Annotated in this window: 14 protein-coding genes; all 14 read right to left on the minus strand. The window is 59.1% G+C overall.

What is annotated here, in order from left to right; all coding sequences use genetic code 11:
- Positions 1-13 precede the first annotated feature (13 nt).
- Positions 14-928 carry a tRNA pseudouridine(55) synthase TruB gene (truB, locus tag TAMC210_RS10875; protein ID WP_173298833.1) on the minus strand — a complete coding sequence of 305 codons (915 nt, stop codon included), beginning with the start codon at positions 926-928 and terminating at the stop codon, positions 14-16.
- Positions 912-1895: a DHH family phosphoesterase gene (locus TAMC210_RS10880; RefSeq protein WP_173298834.1), complete on the minus strand. Its 984-nt coding sequence runs from the start codon at positions 1893-1895 to the stop codon at positions 912-914. The genes truB and TAMC210_RS10880 overlap by 17 nt, the downstream gene beginning before the upstream one ends.
- The gene (gene rbfA, locus TAMC210_RS10885; RefSeq protein WP_173298835.1) at positions 1870-2247 is read right to left on the minus strand and encodes a 30S ribosome-binding factor RbfA; all 378 of its coding nucleotides are present in this window, start codon (positions 2245-2247) and stop codon (positions 1870-1872) included. The genes TAMC210_RS10880 and rbfA overlap by 26 nt, the downstream gene beginning before the upstream one ends.
- Positions 2248-2262: 15 nt before the next feature.
- Complete coding sequence (gene infB, locus TAMC210_RS10890) at positions 2263-4818, minus strand: translation initiation factor IF-2 (RefSeq protein ID WP_173298836.1); 2556 nt, start codon at positions 4816-4818, stop codon at positions 2263-2265.
- A gap of 34 nt (positions 4819-4852) precedes the next feature.
- Positions 4853-5140 carry a L7Ae/L30e/S12e/Gadd45 family ribosomal protein gene (locus tag TAMC210_RS10895; protein WP_173298837.1) on the minus strand — a complete coding sequence of 96 codons (288 nt, stop codon included), beginning with the start codon at positions 5138-5140 and terminating at the stop codon, positions 4853-4855.
- Complete coding sequence (gene rnpM, locus TAMC210_RS10900; RefSeq protein WP_173298838.1) at positions 5133-5423, minus strand: RNase P modulator RnpM; 291 nt, start codon at positions 5421-5423, stop codon at positions 5133-5135. Before rnpM ends, TAMC210_RS10895 begins: the two co-directional genes overlap by 8 nt.
- Before the next feature lie 18 nt (positions 5424-5441).
- The gene (gene nusA / locus TAMC210_RS10905) at positions 5442-6515 is read right to left on the minus strand and encodes a transcription termination factor NusA (protein ID WP_173299220.1); all 1074 of its coding nucleotides are present in this window, start codon (positions 6513-6515) and stop codon (positions 5442-5444) included.
- Positions 6516-6528: 13 nt separating this feature from the next.
- A complete protein-coding gene (gene rimP / locus TAMC210_RS10910) occupies positions 6529-6996 on the minus strand; it encodes a ribosome maturation factor RimP (RefSeq protein ID WP_173298839.1) in 468 nt (155 codons plus the stop codon).
- A gap of 142 nt (positions 6997-7138) precedes the next feature.
- The gene (locus TAMC210_RS10915; protein ID WP_173298840.1) at positions 7139-10741 is read right to left on the minus strand and encodes a PolC-type DNA polymerase III; all 3603 of its coding nucleotides are present in this window, start codon (positions 10739-10741) and stop codon (positions 7139-7141) included.
- A 37-nt stretch (positions 10742-10778) separates the two neighbouring features.
- On the minus strand, positions 10779-12527 hold the full coding sequence (locus TAMC210_RS10920; RefSeq protein ID WP_173298841.1) for a proline--tRNA ligase: 1749 nt from the start codon (positions 12525-12527) through the stop codon (positions 10779-10781).
- Entirely contained in the window at positions 12514-13602 is a 1089-nt protein-coding gene (gene ispG / locus TAMC210_RS10925; RefSeq protein WP_173298842.1) for a flavodoxin-dependent (E)-4-hydroxy-3-methylbut-2-enyl-diphosphate synthase, read from the minus strand. Before ispG ends, TAMC210_RS10920 begins: the two co-directional genes overlap by 14 nt.
- 10 nt (positions 13603-13612) lie before the next feature.
- A complete protein-coding gene (gene rseP, locus TAMC210_RS10930; RefSeq protein ID WP_173298843.1) occupies positions 13613-14623 on the minus strand; it encodes an RIP metalloprotease RseP in 1011 nt (336 codons plus the stop codon).
- On the minus strand, positions 14620-15792 hold the full coding sequence (locus tag TAMC210_RS10935) for a 1-deoxy-D-xylulose-5-phosphate reductoisomerase (protein WP_173298844.1): 1173 nt from the start codon (positions 15790-15792) through the stop codon (positions 14620-14622). The genes rseP and TAMC210_RS10935 overlap by 4 nt, the downstream gene beginning before the upstream one ends.
- Positions 15792-16892: a sporulation integral membrane protein YtvI gene (gene ytvI / locus TAMC210_RS10940; protein WP_173298845.1), complete on the minus strand. Its 1101-nt coding sequence runs from the start codon at positions 16890-16892 to the stop codon at positions 15792-15794. The genes TAMC210_RS10935 and ytvI overlap by 1 nt, the downstream gene beginning before the upstream one ends.
- Between the last annotated feature and the right edge of the window lie 4 nt (positions 16893-16896).

A 16896-nucleotide genomic window follows, 5' to 3' on the forward strand; every position in this document is an offset into this window, starting at 1 on the left:
CCCTTCACCTCCCTCACGGGAAAACCTTTTCCGGCTTAAAGCCCTCGACCGATCTTTTCCCCATGCAGCGGGCCACGGCCAGGAGCACCCCTTCTTCCCCGTGAAGCCGCACCAGATCTCCCCTCTGTAGCCCCGGCGGGACATTCCGGCACCCGTCGGAAGCCAGAAGGGCACCCCGCAGTACAACCCTTACTGCTTCTGGCTTAACCACCACGGCCGGCAGGTGATGGACTCCGGCCGCCGGGGGCAGGAGAAAATCGTGACGGCCTTCCTGCAAGGCCGCCTCTATTTCCTCCAGGGTCCAGGCACCATCTATGGTAAAGGGGCCCGTTCTGTACCTCAAGAGAAAGTACACAGCGGCGCCGCAGCCCAGGTAGGTACCCAGGTCGTGACATAGGGTGCGGACATAAGTGCCTTTGGAGCAGACAACATCCAGCAGGGCCCGTGGGTAGGGGCCCCGGGGCCACAACTTTAAAAGCTCCAGACGGTAAATCACCACCCGGCGCGGTTGGCGGGGTACTTCTTCACCCCGGCGCGCCAGATCATAAAGCCTTTGTCCTTGATGGCGCACGGCCGAAAACATAGGGGGGACCTGTTCCTGCACGCCGGTAAAGCGGGACAAGGCTGCCTCCAGTTCCCGGGCGTCGAGCTCCTCAAGGGGTCTCTCATTTATTACTTCTCCGGCCATATCCTGGGTGACAGTTTCGAGACCGAAGATTACCTCCGCCCGGTAGGCTTTAGAACCTTCCTGAACATATTCTAGCAGGCGGGTGGCCCGCCCGAGGGCCACAGGCAGCACCCCGGCCGCCAGTGGGTCCAAGGTGCCCCCATGGCCCACCCTTTTGACCCCCAGGAGGCGCCTTATCCTCTGGACCGCGTCATGGGAGGTAGGTCCGGGCGGCTTTAAAAGGTTAATAAAGCCCTCCATCGCAGTCCAGGCGTGCCTCCACGGCCTTAACAACCTTTTCTACGGCCGCCTCCAGGGGACCGGGGATGGTGCAGCCTGCCGCCCTCTTGTGGCCGCCACCCCCAAAGAGGCCGGCTATTTCGTTGACATCCACTTGTTTTTTGGAGCGCAGGGCCACCTTTATCATCCCGTCCTCCAACTCACGAAAGGCCAGCCCCACTTCCACCCCGGCAACCGAACGAGGATAGTTTACCAGGCCCTCCACGTGTTCCGGTCCGGCTCCCAGGCGTACCATAACTTCTTGCCTGATGACTACCCACGCCACCTTGCCCCCGCAGGCGAGGGAAAGGGTGGAAAGGACATGGGCCAGCAGGCGGAGACTCAGGAGGGGTTTGCTCTCCCAGAGAAACTCGCGGATAAGTTGCATGTCGGCACCCAGGTCCATCAACTCGGCCGCCATCCTCAAAGTGTCCGCCCGGCAATTTTCGTATTGAAAAGAGCCGGTATCCGTCACCAGGGCGGTGTAGAGGGCGGTGGCTATAGGCGCGTCTACGGCCGTCCCCATTTCCTTTAATATCCCATAGACCAATTCGCCCGTAGCCGCCGCCCCGGGATCCACCAGGTTAAGGTCACCGAAAAAGGAGTTACTTACATGGTGATCGATGTTGATTATGCGTTGGACCTCACGGCGCCGCTCCCCGAAGCCTTCCCTGACGCGCTCCAGATCGGTACAATCCACCACCACCAGCAGGGGCGGCAGGGCGGCAATCTCATGGGGCAACACCACTTCTTCGCTCCCCGGCAAAAAGCGGTACATGGGAGGCACAGGATCCCCGATTATGGTGGTAACCGCCGCTCCCTGCCGGCGCAGTGCTGCAGCCAGGGCAAGGGTGGAGCCGATGCAATCGCCGTCGGGAAGGCCGTGGGAAGCTATGGCCACTTCCCTAGCTCCGGCCAGCTCCTCAGCTATCGCTGCCACCAGATTCATGCTTCTCAGCTTCCTCCGCCTTGATACGGTACAACAGCCTGGCTATACGGTCCCCGTGCTCAATGGATTCGTCGAACTTAAAAACAATTTCAGGAGTCAGCCTCAGTTTGATGCGCCGGCCTATTTCCCGCCGCACGAAGCCCGTAGCCCGGGCCAGCGCCTCCAGAGTCTGCTTCTTTTCCTGTTCGTCCCCGTAGATGCTAACGTATACCTTGGCATGCTGCAGGTCGCTGGACAACTCCACAGCGGTTACGGTAACAAAGCCTACGCGCGGGTCCTTAATTTTATCCCGGAGGATCTGGGCTATTTCTTTCTTCATCTGCTCTGCCACACGCTCGGCCCGCAAAGACATGGGACCTCACCCCTCCTACAATTGCCGCTTTATCTCCTCGATGGTATAGGCCTCTAGAACATCGCCCTCCTTGATGTCGTTGAATTTTTCCAGGCCGATGCCGCATTCAAAGCCCTGCACGACTTCTCGCACATCATCCTTGAAGCGCTTCAGGGAAGCCACGCGGCCCTCGTACACTACTACCCCGTCTCGGATCAGCCTTACCAAGGCCTTGCTGGTGACCTTCCCTTCCGTAACGTAACAACCGGCAACCGTTCCCACCTTGGGCACTTTAAAGGTCGCCCTTACTTCCGCCCGTCCCAGGATTACTTCTCTCTTCTCCGGCTCCAGCAGGCCCGCCATGGCCGCCTTAATATCGTCTACGACTTCATATATGATCCGGTAGAGGCGTATTTCCACCCCGGCATTCTCGGCAGCCTTGCGGGCGTTGGCATCAGGCCGGACCTGGAAACCCACGATAACGGCATTGGAAGCTGCCGCCAGCATAACATCCGACTCCGTAATGGCACCCACGCCGCTGTGGATAAGGACCACTTTTACTTCATCCGTGGACAGGCGTTCGAGGGCATTGCGCAGGGCCTCCACCGAGCCCTGGACGTCGGCCTTTACAATGAGCCTGAGTTCCTTGGCCTGGCCGGCGTCCATTTGCTTGAAGATCTCTTCCAGGGAAGTCTTGCCGCCGGCCTGCAGATCCTTTTGGCGTTTTTCTATCTGGCGCTGCTCGGCTATCTGGCGGGCCAGTTTTTCGTCTTCCACCACCTGGAATATATCACCGGCCTCCGGGACCTCGTCCAGGCCTAGAATTTCGACGGGCATAGAGGGCGGGGCCGCGGTTACGCGGTTGCCCCGGTCGTCGAACATAGCCCGTACCCGCCCGAAGACACTGCCGGCCACTAGATTGTCCCCTACCTTCAGGGTTCCCTTCTGCACCAGTACGGTAGCCACCGGGCCCCGGCCCCTATCCAACTTAGCTTCCACCACTACCCCGCGGGCGGGCCGGTCGGGATTGGCCTTCAGATCGGCCAGTTCGGCCACCAGCAGCACCATCTCCAGCAGTTGGTCTAAACCCTGTTTTTTCAGGGCCGAGACCGGCACCATAACCGTGTCCCCGCCCCATTCCTCGGGGACCAGGCCGTACTCGGTCAACTGCTGCTTAACGCGGTCGGGATTAGCCCCCGGTTTGTCTACCTTATTAACGGCTACGATAATGGGAACCTGGGCTGCTTTAGCGTGATTTATAGCCTCCACCGTCTGGGGCATGACCCCGTCATCCGCCGCCACCACCAGAATAGCAATATCTGTAACCTGGGCTCCCCGGGCACGCATGGCGGTAAAGGCCTCGTGACCCGGGGTATCCAGGAAAGTTATTTTCCGCCCTTTGACCGTTACCTGGTAGGCGCCGATATGCTGAGTTATCCCCCCAACCTCGCTAGCAGTTACATTGGTGTGGCGTATGGCATCCAGCAAGGTGGTCTTGCCATGGTCCACATGGCCCATGACCGTTACCACGGGCGGACGCGCTTTGAGGGTAGCCGGGTCATCAGGGACATCCGGCAGCTCGGTGATGGGCGTCTCTATCTTGACTTCTACCTCGGCTCCCATTTCCTGGGCCACGATGGCCGCCGTATCCACATCCACTTCCTGATTAATGGTAGCCAGGACGCCCAGGCTCATGAGCTTCTTAATAACCTCGGCCGCCGTTTTGCTGAGCTTCTTAGCCAGCTCCTGGACCGTCAGGGGGCCGCTCAGAACTACGCGCGGTACAACGGGGCTGGGTTCAGGCTGCTGTTCCTTGCTCTTAGCCCGGACCTTCTCTCGCCGCAATACGCGTTCTGCTTCCCGCTCCTCAAAGAACTTATCCCGCGTCCTTTCCCGCTCTCTCGCCTCCGTCTTGCCGGGACGGTCTCTCCTCTTCTCCGGCTGGTCCTTGGTGACGGCCTCCGGAGGCTTAGGGATACGCAGCGGCTTGCCTTCTGGGCGTTTACGGGGGGCAGCCCCTTTTCCGGCCTCTCCCGGTTTGCGGGCCCGGCGCCCGTGGTCGCGCCGGGGTTTTTCTCGCCCGGCCTCCGGGATGCTCCTAGGACCCTCCGGTCCCCGGGCCGCCTCGGTTTCAGGAACTTTAGGGGTGTGAGGCCGTGCGGCCCTCGGGGCCGCTACCTCGCCGCCTGTTGCCTCCACCTCCGGCCAGGCATCCCTCTGTACGTCCTCCACCTTACGGGGACCGCTCCGGGTCGCCTGCTCCCCTTCGGGCAGGACTTCCTCCTTGGGCCGGGGCTCGGCTCCCCCTGTGGTCACCTCAGCCTCCTGGGTTTGGGCTGCAGGCACCTGCTCCGCCGGCTTTTCCTCCGGTTGTGGTGCCACCGTAAGGGAAGCCTGGGCTGCAGCTTGGGCTGCTGCTTTGGCCGCCCTCCGCAGCCGCCGGTAATGATTGCGGATCTTAATAACCTCGCCGTTCTCCAGTACGCTCATATGAGACCGAGTATAAATACCCAGACTGGCCATGGTATCCATGAGTTCTTTATGGGAAACCCTTAGTTCTTTGGCCAGTTCATATACCCTCGTCTTCCCCATAGAATCACCTCCATAGTCTAACCCGCTTGCCAGCTTATCCCACCACCTGCCCTATCAACCTGGCAAAACCCGGGTCCTCCACTGCTGCTACTGCGCTAGGAGGTTTGCCCATGGCCAACCCTAATTCGGCCTTGGTACCCCAGACCACCAGTGGGACGGCCGATCTACGGCAGAGCAGTTCGAACTCTCTCCTCAGGCGGGGACTGGCGTCCTCGGTAATAATGACCAAATAAGCCCGGCCCTTTCTCAGGTCTTCCCTGACCGCCCTGGACCCCCAGGCCACCTTGCGGGCGCGCAGGGCTAAGCCGAGAAGTTCAGCCATTCTCCTGCTCATGGGCCCTCTTTTGGAGATCGGCCTCCAGTTGCGCCAGTATTTCGGGGCTAACCTGCATCCCCAGGTTCCTCTCCAGGGCCTTGCTCTTAATAGCCTTTTGCAAACACTCCACTTGAGGACACAGGTAAGCGCCCCGCCCCGCCTTTTTTCCGGTCGGGTCGATAACCAATTGCAAATCCGGGGTACGGACCACTCGTATCAATTCCCGTTTCTCTTTTCTGCTGCGGCAGCCTACACACATGCGCACGGGAAACTTCTTTGGTCGAGGCACAGGTCTTCGCCTCCGTTCTTAAACCTCGGCATCCAGGTCTTCATCCCACGGTTCCCAGTCTCCAGCTTCACTCTCACTCTTAATATCGATTTTCCATCCCGTGAGCTTTGCCGCCAACCGGGCATTCTGTCCCTCTTTGCCGATGGCCAGGGACAGCTGGTTGTCAGGCACGATCACCTTTCCTATTTTGTTCTCGTAGTCCACCTCCACATCCAGCACCCTGGCCGGGCTGAGGGAGTTAGCCACGAACACGGCCGGGTCATCGCTCCATTTAATAATATCGATTTTTTCCCCCCGGAGTTCGTTCACCACTGCCTGGACCCGGACACCCTTGGGCCCAACGCAGGCGCCCACCGGATCCACCCTTTCTTCCCGGGAGTGCACGGCTATCTTGGAACGCACGCCAGCCTCACGGGCCACCCCTTTAATTTCTACTATTCCATCATGGATCTCGGGCACTTCCAGTTCAAACAACCGCTTCAGCAGACCCGGGTGGGTACGGGAAACCAGGACTTGGGGACCTTTGGTGGTCTTCTTGACTTCCACCACATAAACCTTTATCCTTTCTCCCGGGGAGTAGCTTTCCGTAGGTATCTGTTCGGTAGGCGTCATTATGGCTTCAACGCGCCCGAGATCTATAATCCAGTTTTTCCCTTCGTGTCGCCGCACAATGCCGGTGATAATATCGTTTTCATGGGCGATAAATTCTTCGTAAATAAGGTTGCGCTCAGCTTCCCGTATCCGCTGGATTACCACTTGTTTAGCCGTTTGGGCCGCAATGCGTCCGAACTCCTTAGGCGTGATTTCCTTTTCGACAATATCCCCGATTTCATAAGTGCTGTTCAAAGAGCGGGCCTCGCTTAAAGCGATTTCCGTTCGGGGATCACCTACCCTTTCCACCACCTTTTTCTGGGCAAAAACTCTGATCTCGCCCGTTTCCGGTTCAATATGAACCCTTACATTCTGGGCCGAGCCAAAATTCTTTTTATAGGCGGATACCAGGGCGGCCTCAATAGCTTCCAGCAGAACGGCCATTTTAAGCCCTTTTTCCCGCTCCAAGTCCCTTAAGGCATGGATGAATTCGGTATTCATTCTTAAACCCACCTCACTCCTCCCTGGGTTCGTACTTCAGCCTGGCGCTGGATATTTCCCGGCGCGGAATGCTTAATTGTTCCCCTGCCGGTGTCAGGATGTGGACCATTTCACCTTCCAGCCCCAACAGCTGCCCTTCGAACTTGCGCCGCCCCTCCAGGGGCGCGAAGGTTCGCAGGGTCACTTTGCGGCCCTTGAAACGCTCAAAGTCGGCGTCTTTTTTCAAAGGCCGCTCCACCCCAGGCGAAGACACCTCCAGATAGTAGCTGTGGGGAATGGGATCCTCGCGGTCGAGTTCAGTTTCTACTGCCCGGCTTACCCTTTCACAGTCGTCCAGGGAAATACCTTCCGGGCTGTCGATGTATAACCGCAGGAAGTAACGCCGGCCCTCGCGGCAGTACTCTACGTCTACCAGCTCATAACCCATGGCCTCAATTATGGGCTCCACTAGGCTCTGCACCGCCGAAGCTATTTGACTCAACGCCTTCCCCCCTCAAGATAAAAGAGTGGGTAAGTACCCACTCTTCTACATACAATAGGCCCTCTCCTTCGCTAAACACGAAGTAAAAAAACCTAGCCTTAGTATAGCATAGCCTTCAAGGCCATGCAACCCTTGGCCCCCTCTAAAATAGTGCCAGCTGGTCGGTAGCCGGCAACCCTGCCAGGCACCCGTGGCGCTCCAAAACCTCCAGTACCGACCGGTTTATCCGGCTACGGCGCTGCAGGTCCTCCACCGAAGTAAAGGGTTTTTCCCTTCTGGCCCGATCAATGGCCTCGGCCGCCGACCGCCCCACCCCGGCCAGGGAAGCCAGGGGGGGAAGCAATTGGCCGGGAGCGGTTAAAAAGCGGACGGCGTGGGACCTGGCCAGGTCCACGCGCTTTAACGTAATGCCGCGGCAAAACATTTCTCGGGCCACCTCTAAGATGGAGAGGAAGTTCTTATCCCGCGCGCTGGCCTCGTTGCCCTTACGCTCTAGGGACCTGATTTCTTCCTGCACCCGGTCCAGGCCCTGGCAGATGATGTCGGCGTCGAATTCTTCGGCCCGCACGCTGAAAAAGGCGGCGTAGAAGGCTTCGGGGTGGTAAACCTTATAGTAGGCAATGCGAAAGGCCATCATGACGTAGGCCACGGCATGGGCCTTGGGGAATAAGTAGGTTATCTTTTTGCATGATTGAATGAACCATTCGGGCACCCCGGCCGAGCGCATTATATCTTCATATTCCTTCTTTACCCCCTTCCCCTTGCGCACGTCCTCCATCACGCGAAAGGCCACTTCCGGGGGCACTCCCTTATGGAGCAGGTAGTTCATAATATCGTCCCGGGTGGATATGGCCTCGCTGAGGCGGGCGGTCCCGCTCCTGATAAGGTCCTGAGCGTTATTCAGCCATACGTCGGTGCCGTGGGAAAATCCGCTGATGCGCACCAGCTCGGCAAAGGTCCGGGGCCGGGTTTCTTCCAGCATTTGCCGTACAAAGCGGGTCCCGAATTCAGGGATCCCTAAGGTGCCCACCTGGGTGCCTATATCCTCCGGCCTCACCCCCAGAGCTTCCACGCTGGAAAAGAGGGACATGGTTTTTTTCTCGTCCAGGGGGATCTCCCGGGCAGGTACCCCGGTTAAATCCTCCAGCACCTTAATGACCGTAGGATCATCATGGCCTAGCAAGTCTAACTTCACCAGGCGCTCACTCAAAGCCTCATAATCAAAGTGGGTGGTGATAACGGTGCTGGACTGGTCGTCTGCCGGGTGCTGGAGGGGTGTAAATAAATGTATGTCAGTTCCCCGGGGTACCACCATCAATCCCCCGGGATGCTGCCCGGTGGTCCGCTTCACCCCGGTACACCCGCGCACCAGGCGGTTGACCTCCGCCTGCCTCAGCTTCAAATTATGCTCTTCTAGATATTTTTGTACAAAGCCGTAGGCGGTTCGTTCGGCTATGGTAGCGATGGTACCGGCGCGGAAAACGTGATCCTTGCCGAACATCTCTTCGGCGTAACGGTGGGCCTGGGCCTGGTATTCGCCGGAAAAATTCAGGTCGATGTCTGGGACTTTGTCCCCTTTAAAGCCCAGAAAGACTTCAAAGGGTATGTCATGGCCGTCCTTGACCAGACTTTCCCCGCACCGCGGGCAGCATTTGTCGGGGAGATCCGCCCCGCAGTTAACGCTGCCGTCCTGGACAAACTGGGTATAGCGGCAACCGGGGCACCGATAATGGGGGGGCAACGGATTTACCTCGGTGATTCCAGCCATGGTGGCCACCAGGGAGGAACCTACCGACCCCCGGGAGCCAACCAAGTAGCCGTCTTCATTGGATTTTTTGACTAACCTGTGGGCAATGAGGTAGAGCACCGCAAAACCGTGCTGAATAATGGCCTTGAGTTCCTTGTAGAGCCGACCCTGAACTTCGGGCGGGAGGGGGTCACCGTACCATTCCCGCGCCCGCCGGAGGACGATGTCGGTTAGCTCTTCCTCGGCTCCCGGGATCTCGGGAGGATAGAACTCGTCGGGAATGGGTTTAAGGTCCTCCACCTGGGTGGCCAGGAGCCGGGGGTTTTCGATTACCACTTCCCGGGCCGTCTCTTCCCCCAAATAGGCGAATTCGGCCAGCATTTCCTCCGTAGTACGGTAATAAAGGGGAGCCTGAACCTCGTCTTCATAGCCCTGGCCGTGCAGGAGGATCTGGCGGAAGATAGCATCCTCCGGCTCCACAAAATGGACGTCCCCGGTGGCCACCACCGGCTTGCCCAGTTTTTTGCCCAGGGCCACGATGCGGCGGTTCATCTCTTCCAGAGCCCGCCGGTCGGGCATTTTACCCTCCCGGATTAAAAACTCATTGTTGGCCAGGGGTTGAATTTCCAGATAGTCGTAAAAGGCCGCTATGGCCGCCAGCTGCTCTTCGTCAGCCCCGGCCAAATAGCTGCGGATGAGTTCACCGGCCTCACAGGCAGTGCCGAGAAGCAGCCCCTGCCTGTACTGCTGGAGCAGGCGGCGGGGTATGCGGGGTTTGCGGTAAAAAAACTGGAGGTGGGAAGCCGATACCAAACGGTAAAGGTTGAGCAGGCCCTCCCGGTCCTTGACGAGGATCACAATATGATAGGTTTTCTGCTGGTCCGGGGGGGAACCGTCGTCATCGAAGAGGTATCCTTCCAGGCCATAGATTATCTTGACCCCGTAGCGGCGGCCGGCCTCGGCCGCCACCGGAAAGGCCTGGAGTACCCCGTGATCCGTTATGGCCACCGCCCCATGCTGCCAGCGGGCGGCACACCGGACCACTTCTTCCACTTCCGCCACTCCGTCCATGGCGCTCATTTTGGTATGAAGGTGCAGCTCCACTCTTTTGACCGGCGCCAGGTCCTGACGGCAAAGGGGGTCGGCCATTTCCATATCCCGGGCCAGGAGTATTAGTTCCTGACTGTAGAGATCGTATTGCACATCCCCCCTGACCCGGACCCACTGGCCCGGTTGCAGAGATTTATCCTTCAGGGGGCCTTCGGTTACAAAGGCCTTCACCGTGATGCTGTCCGTCCGGTCGGTAATGTCCAGGGTCACTAGCAGGCGGCCGCTCCGCAGCTGGCGGCTGCTAAAGTTCAGGACCTCTCCCCGCACTACTACTTGCCGCTCTTCATCCTGTATACCGATAAGGGCCCGCTCCTGACCCTTAATTTTATGGCCCAACAACACCCCGCCGTTTTCCTGCTCACCGCTTTCCCCTTCATTTCCTCGGGGGGCGGAGTCCTTAAGGGGCTGGCATATTTTCTGAAGGTGTTCAACCTGCAACTCCCGGGAAACCCTGGACAGCTCCCGGCAGTAGTCTTCATCCGTTATTACCTCTACCGTTACCTCTTGCCCCAGATCCTCTTGCAGGATCTCGGCCAGTACGGCAGCGCATCCCGACCGGCGCAGCACCTCCAGGGGCAGCTTTCCCGGCAAGATGAGCTGCCAACTGTTTCCCCCGTCCCTGGCTAAACGGGCTCCCGCCAGCCAGGCGCGGCTTCCCGGGCCCAGGCGGGCGGTCAACTGCTGCAAAATACCCTCTTCCCACCCGAGCTGCCCTTCCCCCTCTTCCATGGTTTCCAACCGGATCTCCAGCCCGGGGAATTCCTCCCCCAGCCTGGCCTGCCATGTAAGCTCCTCTCCGGGTGCCAGTCCTCGACGGAGCCATATCCGGCACTCGCCCCGCCGACGAAACACCTCTACGCGTGCAATCGCCTCGCGGTCGACAGCCATTCAACTGTTCCCCCATGAACTTCATCCTCGGCCAGGTTTAAAGTCCGGGATATCCCCGGTAGAACTCGTCGGGCGTCTGCAAGGCCGCCGTAATGGCCTCCTTTACCCTCCGCGCCACTCCTTCTCGGGGCACCGCCTTTTCTTCCTTACTCCAGCGCCACTTCCAGTCCACAGTGCCTTCAGCCACGGTTTTCTTCCCGATGGTGAGGCGCAGGGGGTAACCGATGAGGTCTGCTTCGACGAATTTAACCCCCGCCCGCTCATCGCGGTCATCCAGGACTACTTCGATGCCTTCTGCCCGGAGCTCGGCATAGATTCTTTCCGCTTCTTCCCTCTGGGCCGCATCCCGGACCGCCACGGGTATAATTACCACCTGATACGGCGCAATGGACACCGGCCAAACGATGCCGTGCTCATCGTGGTGCTGCTCCACGGCGGCGGCCATGGTACGGCTTATGCCTATTCCGTAGCAGCCCATAACAACGGGCCGTTCCTCACCCTTGTCGTCTTTATAGAGGGCGCCTAAGGCAAGGCTATATTTGGTACCGAGCTTGAAAATCTGCCCCACTTCAATACCCCGGGCCTCTTCCAGGGGTGAGCCGCACTGGGGACATGGTTCCCCGGCGCCGGCCTGCCGGAGATCTGCCACCTTGAGGGGCACGAAGTCCCGGCCCGGATTTACGTGGAGGTAGTGATAATCCTTCTCGTTGGCTCCAGCCACTCCGTTGACCAGGTAGGGGATCTCCAGATCCGCATAAATGGGTATTCGGCCCAGTCCCACGGGGCCCACGAAGCCCACCGGTACGCCCAGCACCTCTTCCACCTTGTCCGGTTCCGCCAGGTTCAAGCGGGCTGATTCCAGGACCTTCTGCAGCTTCACCTCATTGAGCTCCCGGTCTCCACGCACCAGGGCGGCCACCAGTTGCCCGTCGGCTTCATATAAAATCGTTTTTATCAGACGCCGGGAGTCAACGCCTAAATAAGCGCATACTTCTTCCACCGTCCGCCGGCCGGGAGTATGTACTTTTTCTAGAGGCAGGGGTTGGGCGTCTCCGGCCACCGGACTGGGGGCCGCCGGGGCTATTTCTACGTTGGCGGCATAATCGCAATGGTGGCAGAAGAGCACCAGGGCCTCGCCAGCTTCCGCCAATACCATGAATTCGTGGCTGAAATTGCCTCCAATGGCCCCGGTATCCGCCTCGACCGCCCTGAACTTCAGCCCGCACCGGCGGAAAACATTGCTATAAGCCACGTACATTTTATTATAGCTTTCCTGCAGGCCTGCTTCGTCCCGATCGAAGGAATAGAGGTCTTTCATGATAAACTCCCGCCCCCGCAGGAGCCCGAAGCGGGGCCGGCGCTCGTCCCGGTATTTATTTTGGATCTGGTACAGGCGGAGGGGGAGCTGTTTATAGGAGTTCACCTCGGCCCGCACCAGGGCGGTAATGATTTCTTCGTGGGTGGGCCCCAGACAAAAGGAACGGCCGTGGCGATCCTTAAGGCGGAACATTTCCTCTCCGTAAAGCTCCCAGCGGCCGCTCTCCTGCCAAACTTCGGCCGGCTGGATAATGGGCAAGAGCAGCTCCTGGCCCCCCGCCCGGTCCATTTCTTCGCGGACGATCCCTTCGATTTTATGGATAACCCTCCAGCCCAAAGGAAGAAAGGTATAAATTCCGGCCGCGGCCTTACGGATAAATCCGGCCCGCAGCAACAGTTGGTGGCTGGCTATTTCCGCCTCGGCAGGTGTTTCCCGTAACGTTGGAGTGAAGAGTTCACTGGCGCGCATGGCGTTCCTCCCGTTCCTGCAAGATTTTATCGATTTCTTCCCAGAGGGCGTCTACCAAGTGTTCTTCCGGCACCCGGCGGACGGGTTCTCCCTGCCGGAAGACCATGCCCCACCCCCGCCCGCCGGCTATTCCTACATCGGCCTGCCTGGCTTCCCCGGGTCCGTTCACGGCGCACCCCATTACGGCCACCTTGAGGGGCACCTGCAGCCCTTTAAGTTTCTCTTCCACCCGGGCTGCCAGCCCTTCCAGGTCGATCTGGCAGCGCCCGCAGGTGGGACAGGAGATGAGCTCAACTCCCCGTTTTCTTAGGCCCAGGGACCGCAGGATGGTGTAGGCTACTTCTACTTCCAGAACGGGGTCCCCGGTTAAGGACACCCGGATGGTATCTCCTATCCCTTCGCTCAGCAGGATTCCCAATCCCACGGCCGATTTTACCGCCCCCGTCAGCAGAGGACCGGCCTCGGTAACGCCCAGGTGCAGGGGGTAATCCACCCTTTGGGCCAGAAGACGGTAGGCATCTACCATCAGCGGAACCTCCGAAGCCTTTAGGGAAACTTTGATATTAAAGAAGCCCAGGTTTTCCAGCAACCGTATGGAACGCAGGGCACTTTCTACCATGGCCTCGGCCGTAATGCCGCCGTGGGCCTCCATGACTTCCCGCTCCAAGGAGCCCGCATTAACCCCTACACGGATGGGAACGCCCCTTTCCCCCGCTTCCCGGGCGACCCGCTCTAGGGCCCGGGCGCCTCCGATATTGCCGGGGTTTATCCGCAGGCCGTCGGCGCCGGCCGCCAGGGCCTCCAAGGCCAGCCGGTGATCGAAATGGATGTCGGCAATGAGGGGTAAATTCGTCTGGGCCTTTATGGACCGCAAGGCCCGGGCCGCCTCACGGTCCGGCACGGCCACCCGCACTATCTCGCAGCCGGCCGCCTCCAGGCGCCTGATTTGATCTACGGTGGCGGCCACATCCCGCGTGTCGGTGTTAGTCATGGACTGGACCACTATGGGGGCCCCGCCGCCAACGGCTACTTTACCCACGTAAATGCGCCGCGTCTGACGCCGCCTAACCTCCACCTCTTCCACCTCAGCTAAAAAGGCGTAATATGTCGCGGTAGGTTATCAACAGCAGGAGCCCCATGAGCAGGGCAAAGCCTATGAGGTGAATTATGTTTTCCTTGGCCGGATCGAGGGGCCGGCCCCGGACGCCCTCCCACGTTAAAAACACCAGCCGGCTGCCGTCCAGGGCCGGGATGGGCAGGAGATTGATAAGCCCCAGATCGAGGCTTAAAACAGCGGTAAAACTCAGGACGTTGGCCAGGCCGAAGGAAGCTGCCTGCCCCACCATCTGGACAATGCCCACCGGTCCGACTACATCGGGGGCTATCTTTCCCGTAATCATCTCAATTAAACTTACCACTATCGCTGCCGTGATGCTGACGGCCTGGGAAAAGCCCAGGTACAGGGAGCGCCACAACCCCTGCCTTTCCCAGGAAGGCCCAATGCCTATTAGCCCCACTCCGGTGCCGGGGTCCCGCTCGCTCTGCACGGAAACGACCATTCTTCGTCCCGCCCGCTCGATCTCTAGCGAGAGGTTTTCCTCGGGCCGCCGGTTGATCTCCTGCACCATGTCCATCCAGCTATCCACCGGCACGCCGTTTATGGAGATAACCCTGTCTCCCGGTTGGAGGCCGGCTGCAGCCGCCGGCCTTCCGGGCTCCACCCGGCCGATGACATTTTTATCCACCGGGATCCCTAACACCATAAAGACAAAGATAAAGAGGGCCACTGCCAGGACGAAGTTCATGAGGGAGCCGGCGGCAATAACCGCCATCCGGACCAATACTGGCTGCCGGTTAAAGCCGCGAGGGTCGTCCTGGTCGTCGCCCTCCATTCCGGCCATACGGTTAAAACCGCCCAGGGGAAGCGCGCGCAGGGAGTACACCGTCTCACCACGCTTAAATTGAACCAGGGCGGGACCCATCCCGATGGCAAACTCTTCTACCTTAATGCCGGCCTTCTTGGCCACCAGGAAGTGGCCCAGCTCGTGGGCGACGATCAAGAGGCTGAAAACAAATAAGGCCCAAACAATCGTCAAGCTAACTTACACCTTCCTTTCCATCCGGCGGCCAGGGATAAAGCCTCCCGGCGGGCCCAATGGTCTGCCGCCAGTATATCCTGCAGCCCCGGTGCCTCTACAGGGTGGTGGCGGGCTAGAACCCCCTCTACCAGCCGCGGGATGTCCAGGAAACCGATTTTCCTCTGTAAGAACAGGTCTACTGCCACTTCGTCGGCCGCGTTCAAGGCTGCCGGGAATGTGGCCCCCCGGCGCCCGGCTTCAAGGGCTAACCCGAGGCAAGGAAACCGGTCCCAGTCGGGCTCTTCGAAGGTAAGGGATCCCAGGGCCGTCAAATCCAGGCGGGGATACGCGTTTGCCCACCTCTCCGGCCAGGTGAGGGCATACTGGATGGGCAGCCGCATATCGGGCAGGCTCATGTGGGCCAAGGAACTGCCATCATTATATGTAACTATGGCGTGAACAATGCTCTGGGGATGGATGACCACCTCGATATCTCGATAATCCAGCTGAAAAAGGTGTTTGGCTTCCAACACCTCTAATCCCTTATTCATGAGGGTGGCCGAATCAACGGTGACCCGCGGCCCCATCCGCCAGTTGGGGTGGGCCAGGGCCATATCCGGAGTTACCTTCTCCATTTCCTTCACGGAAAGTTTCCTGAAAGGGCCGCCGGAAGCCGTGAGGATGACCTTATGGATGCCTTCACCCGGCCGCCAGCACTGGAAGACGGCCGAATGTTCACTGTCCACGGGTAGAATACGGACGCCCCTGCGCCGGGCCTCTTCCATAACCAGGTCTCCGGCCGTCACCAGGATCTCTTTGTTGGCCAGGGCTACGTTCTTCCCGGCCTCTATGGCCGCCAGCACGGCCGGCAGGCTCGTGGTGCCCACCATGGCCGCCAGCACCAGGTCGGCCTCGGGGAGGGTGGCCGCCGCCAGCAGGCCCTCCGCTCCGGCCAGGACCTCCACCCCCAGCCCGCGAACTCGTTCCCTTAACTCTCGCTGTCTTGCCGCCTCCAGGACCACCGCCATCCGGGGCCGGTGGCGCCTTATCTGCTTCTCCAGCCGCTCTATATTGCGGGCCGCGGCCAGGGCCAGGACCTCAAACTTCTCCCGGAAGTTTTCGATGACTTCCAGGGCCTGTCGTCCGATGGACCCGGTAGACCCCAGGATAACTATGCCTTTGCTCATCAGGTGCCTCCTGTCTCTCTGTTACTGTAAATAATGGCTTTGACCACCAGTACGGTTAGCGGCCCGATAATGATCCCCGCAATGCCCAGGAGCTTCAGTCCGGCATAAAGGGCCACCAAGGTGGTTAAGGGATGCAATCCCAGGCTTACAGCCACCAATTTAGGCTGTAGGAGCTGTCGCAGGATGATAATAAAACTATAAAGGACTAGCAGAGCGATACCCAGGCCGTATCTGCCCTGGATAAACTCCCACACGGCCCACGGAATATAAATGGTGCCCGGACCCACAATAGGTAAAAGATCGGCCAGGCCGATTACAAAGGCCAGGGTCAGGGCGTAGTCCACCTTCAAAATCAGCAGCCCGATAACCGTCTGGACGATCTGCAAGCTGATCAGGACGGTTTCCGCCCGCAAAACGCCGATGATGGCCTTGCCGAGGAAAACGCCTGTGCGCTCCACCCGTTCGGCCCACACGGCGGGCAAAACGCTGCGCAGGCCGGCCAGTATGGTATCCTTATCCCGGCTGAAGAAGAAGGTGGCCACCAGGATGATGATCACTACTACAAAGAGTTCGGGCAGGGAGCGCAGGAAGGTTATCAACCATTGGGCGAGGGAAGTCAACCACTCCCTCAGAGTAGCAATACCGGTATCCACGAGATTCTGCAGGGAACTTAAAATATCCGACGGCCAATTGCCGGAAAAATAAAAGGCCTGCAGCCGGTTAATCCACTCGGCCAGGACTCCCCCCAGATTCCGGGCCTGAGCCGGCAGGCTGGCCACCAGCGCTTCCAGTTCTACTACCAGGCTGGAGATCAGCATAAAAAGGAGAATGCTGGCCACACCCAGGCAAACCAACAGGGCGATAAGCACAGCTAGGGTACGGCTAACCCTGCCCCGGTACTGGATAAAGTTTACCACCGGGTCGATGAGGGCCGCCAGTAAAGCCGCCAGGGCAAAAGGTAATACCACGGAGGATATCTTGTGGTAAATAACCGCTACCGCGGGCAAAATATAATAAAAAACCAGCAAGCAGATAACTGTCAAAACCAGGACAAAGATCAGGGTCTGGAAAGCCCGGTTAAAGCGTTCAGGCGCCGACAATCAT

The sequence above is a fragment of the Thermanaeromonas sp. C210 genome (assembly GCF_013167955.1).
Classification (GTDB): domain Bacteria; phylum Bacillota; class DSM-521; order Neomoorellales; family Neomoorellaceae; genus UBA12545.

Excerpts from the sequence above, each read along its gene's own strand:
- truB (WP_173298833.1), bottom strand. The coding sequence starts at position 928 with ATGGAGGGCTTTATTAACCTTTTAAAGCCGCCCGGACCTACCTCCCAT.
- TAMC210_RS10880 (WP_173298834.1), bottom strand. The coding sequence starts at position 1,895 with ATGAATCTGGTGGCAGCGATAGCTGAGGAGCTGGCCGGAGCTAGGGAA.
- rbfA (WP_173298835.1), bottom strand. The coding sequence starts at position 2,247 with ATGTCTTTGCGGGCCGAGCGTGTGGCAGAGCAGATGAAGAAAGAAATA.
- infB (WP_173298836.1), bottom strand. The coding sequence starts at position 4,818 with ATGGGGAAGACGAGGGTATATGAACTGGCCAAAGAACTAAGGGTTTCC.
- TAMC210_RS10895 (WP_173298837.1), bottom strand. The coding sequence starts at position 5,140 with ATGGCTGAACTTCTCGGCTTAGCCCTGCGCGCCCGCAAGGTGGCCTGG.
- nusA (WP_173299220.1), bottom strand. The coding sequence starts at position 6,515 with ATGAATACCGAATTCATCCATGCCTTAAGGGACTTGGAGCGGGAAAAA.
- TAMC210_RS10915 (WP_173298840.1), bottom strand. The coding sequence starts at position 10,741 with ATGGCTGTCGACCGCGAGGCGATTGCACGCGTAGAGGTGTTTCGTCGG.
- TAMC210_RS10920 (WP_173298841.1), bottom strand. The coding sequence starts at position 12,527 with ATGCGCGCCAGTGAACTCTTCACTCCAACGTTACGGGAAACACCTGCC.
- TAMC210_RS10935 (WP_173298844.1), bottom strand. The coding sequence starts at position 15,792 with ATGAGCAAAGGCATAGTTATCCTGGGGTCTACCGGGTCCATCGGACGA.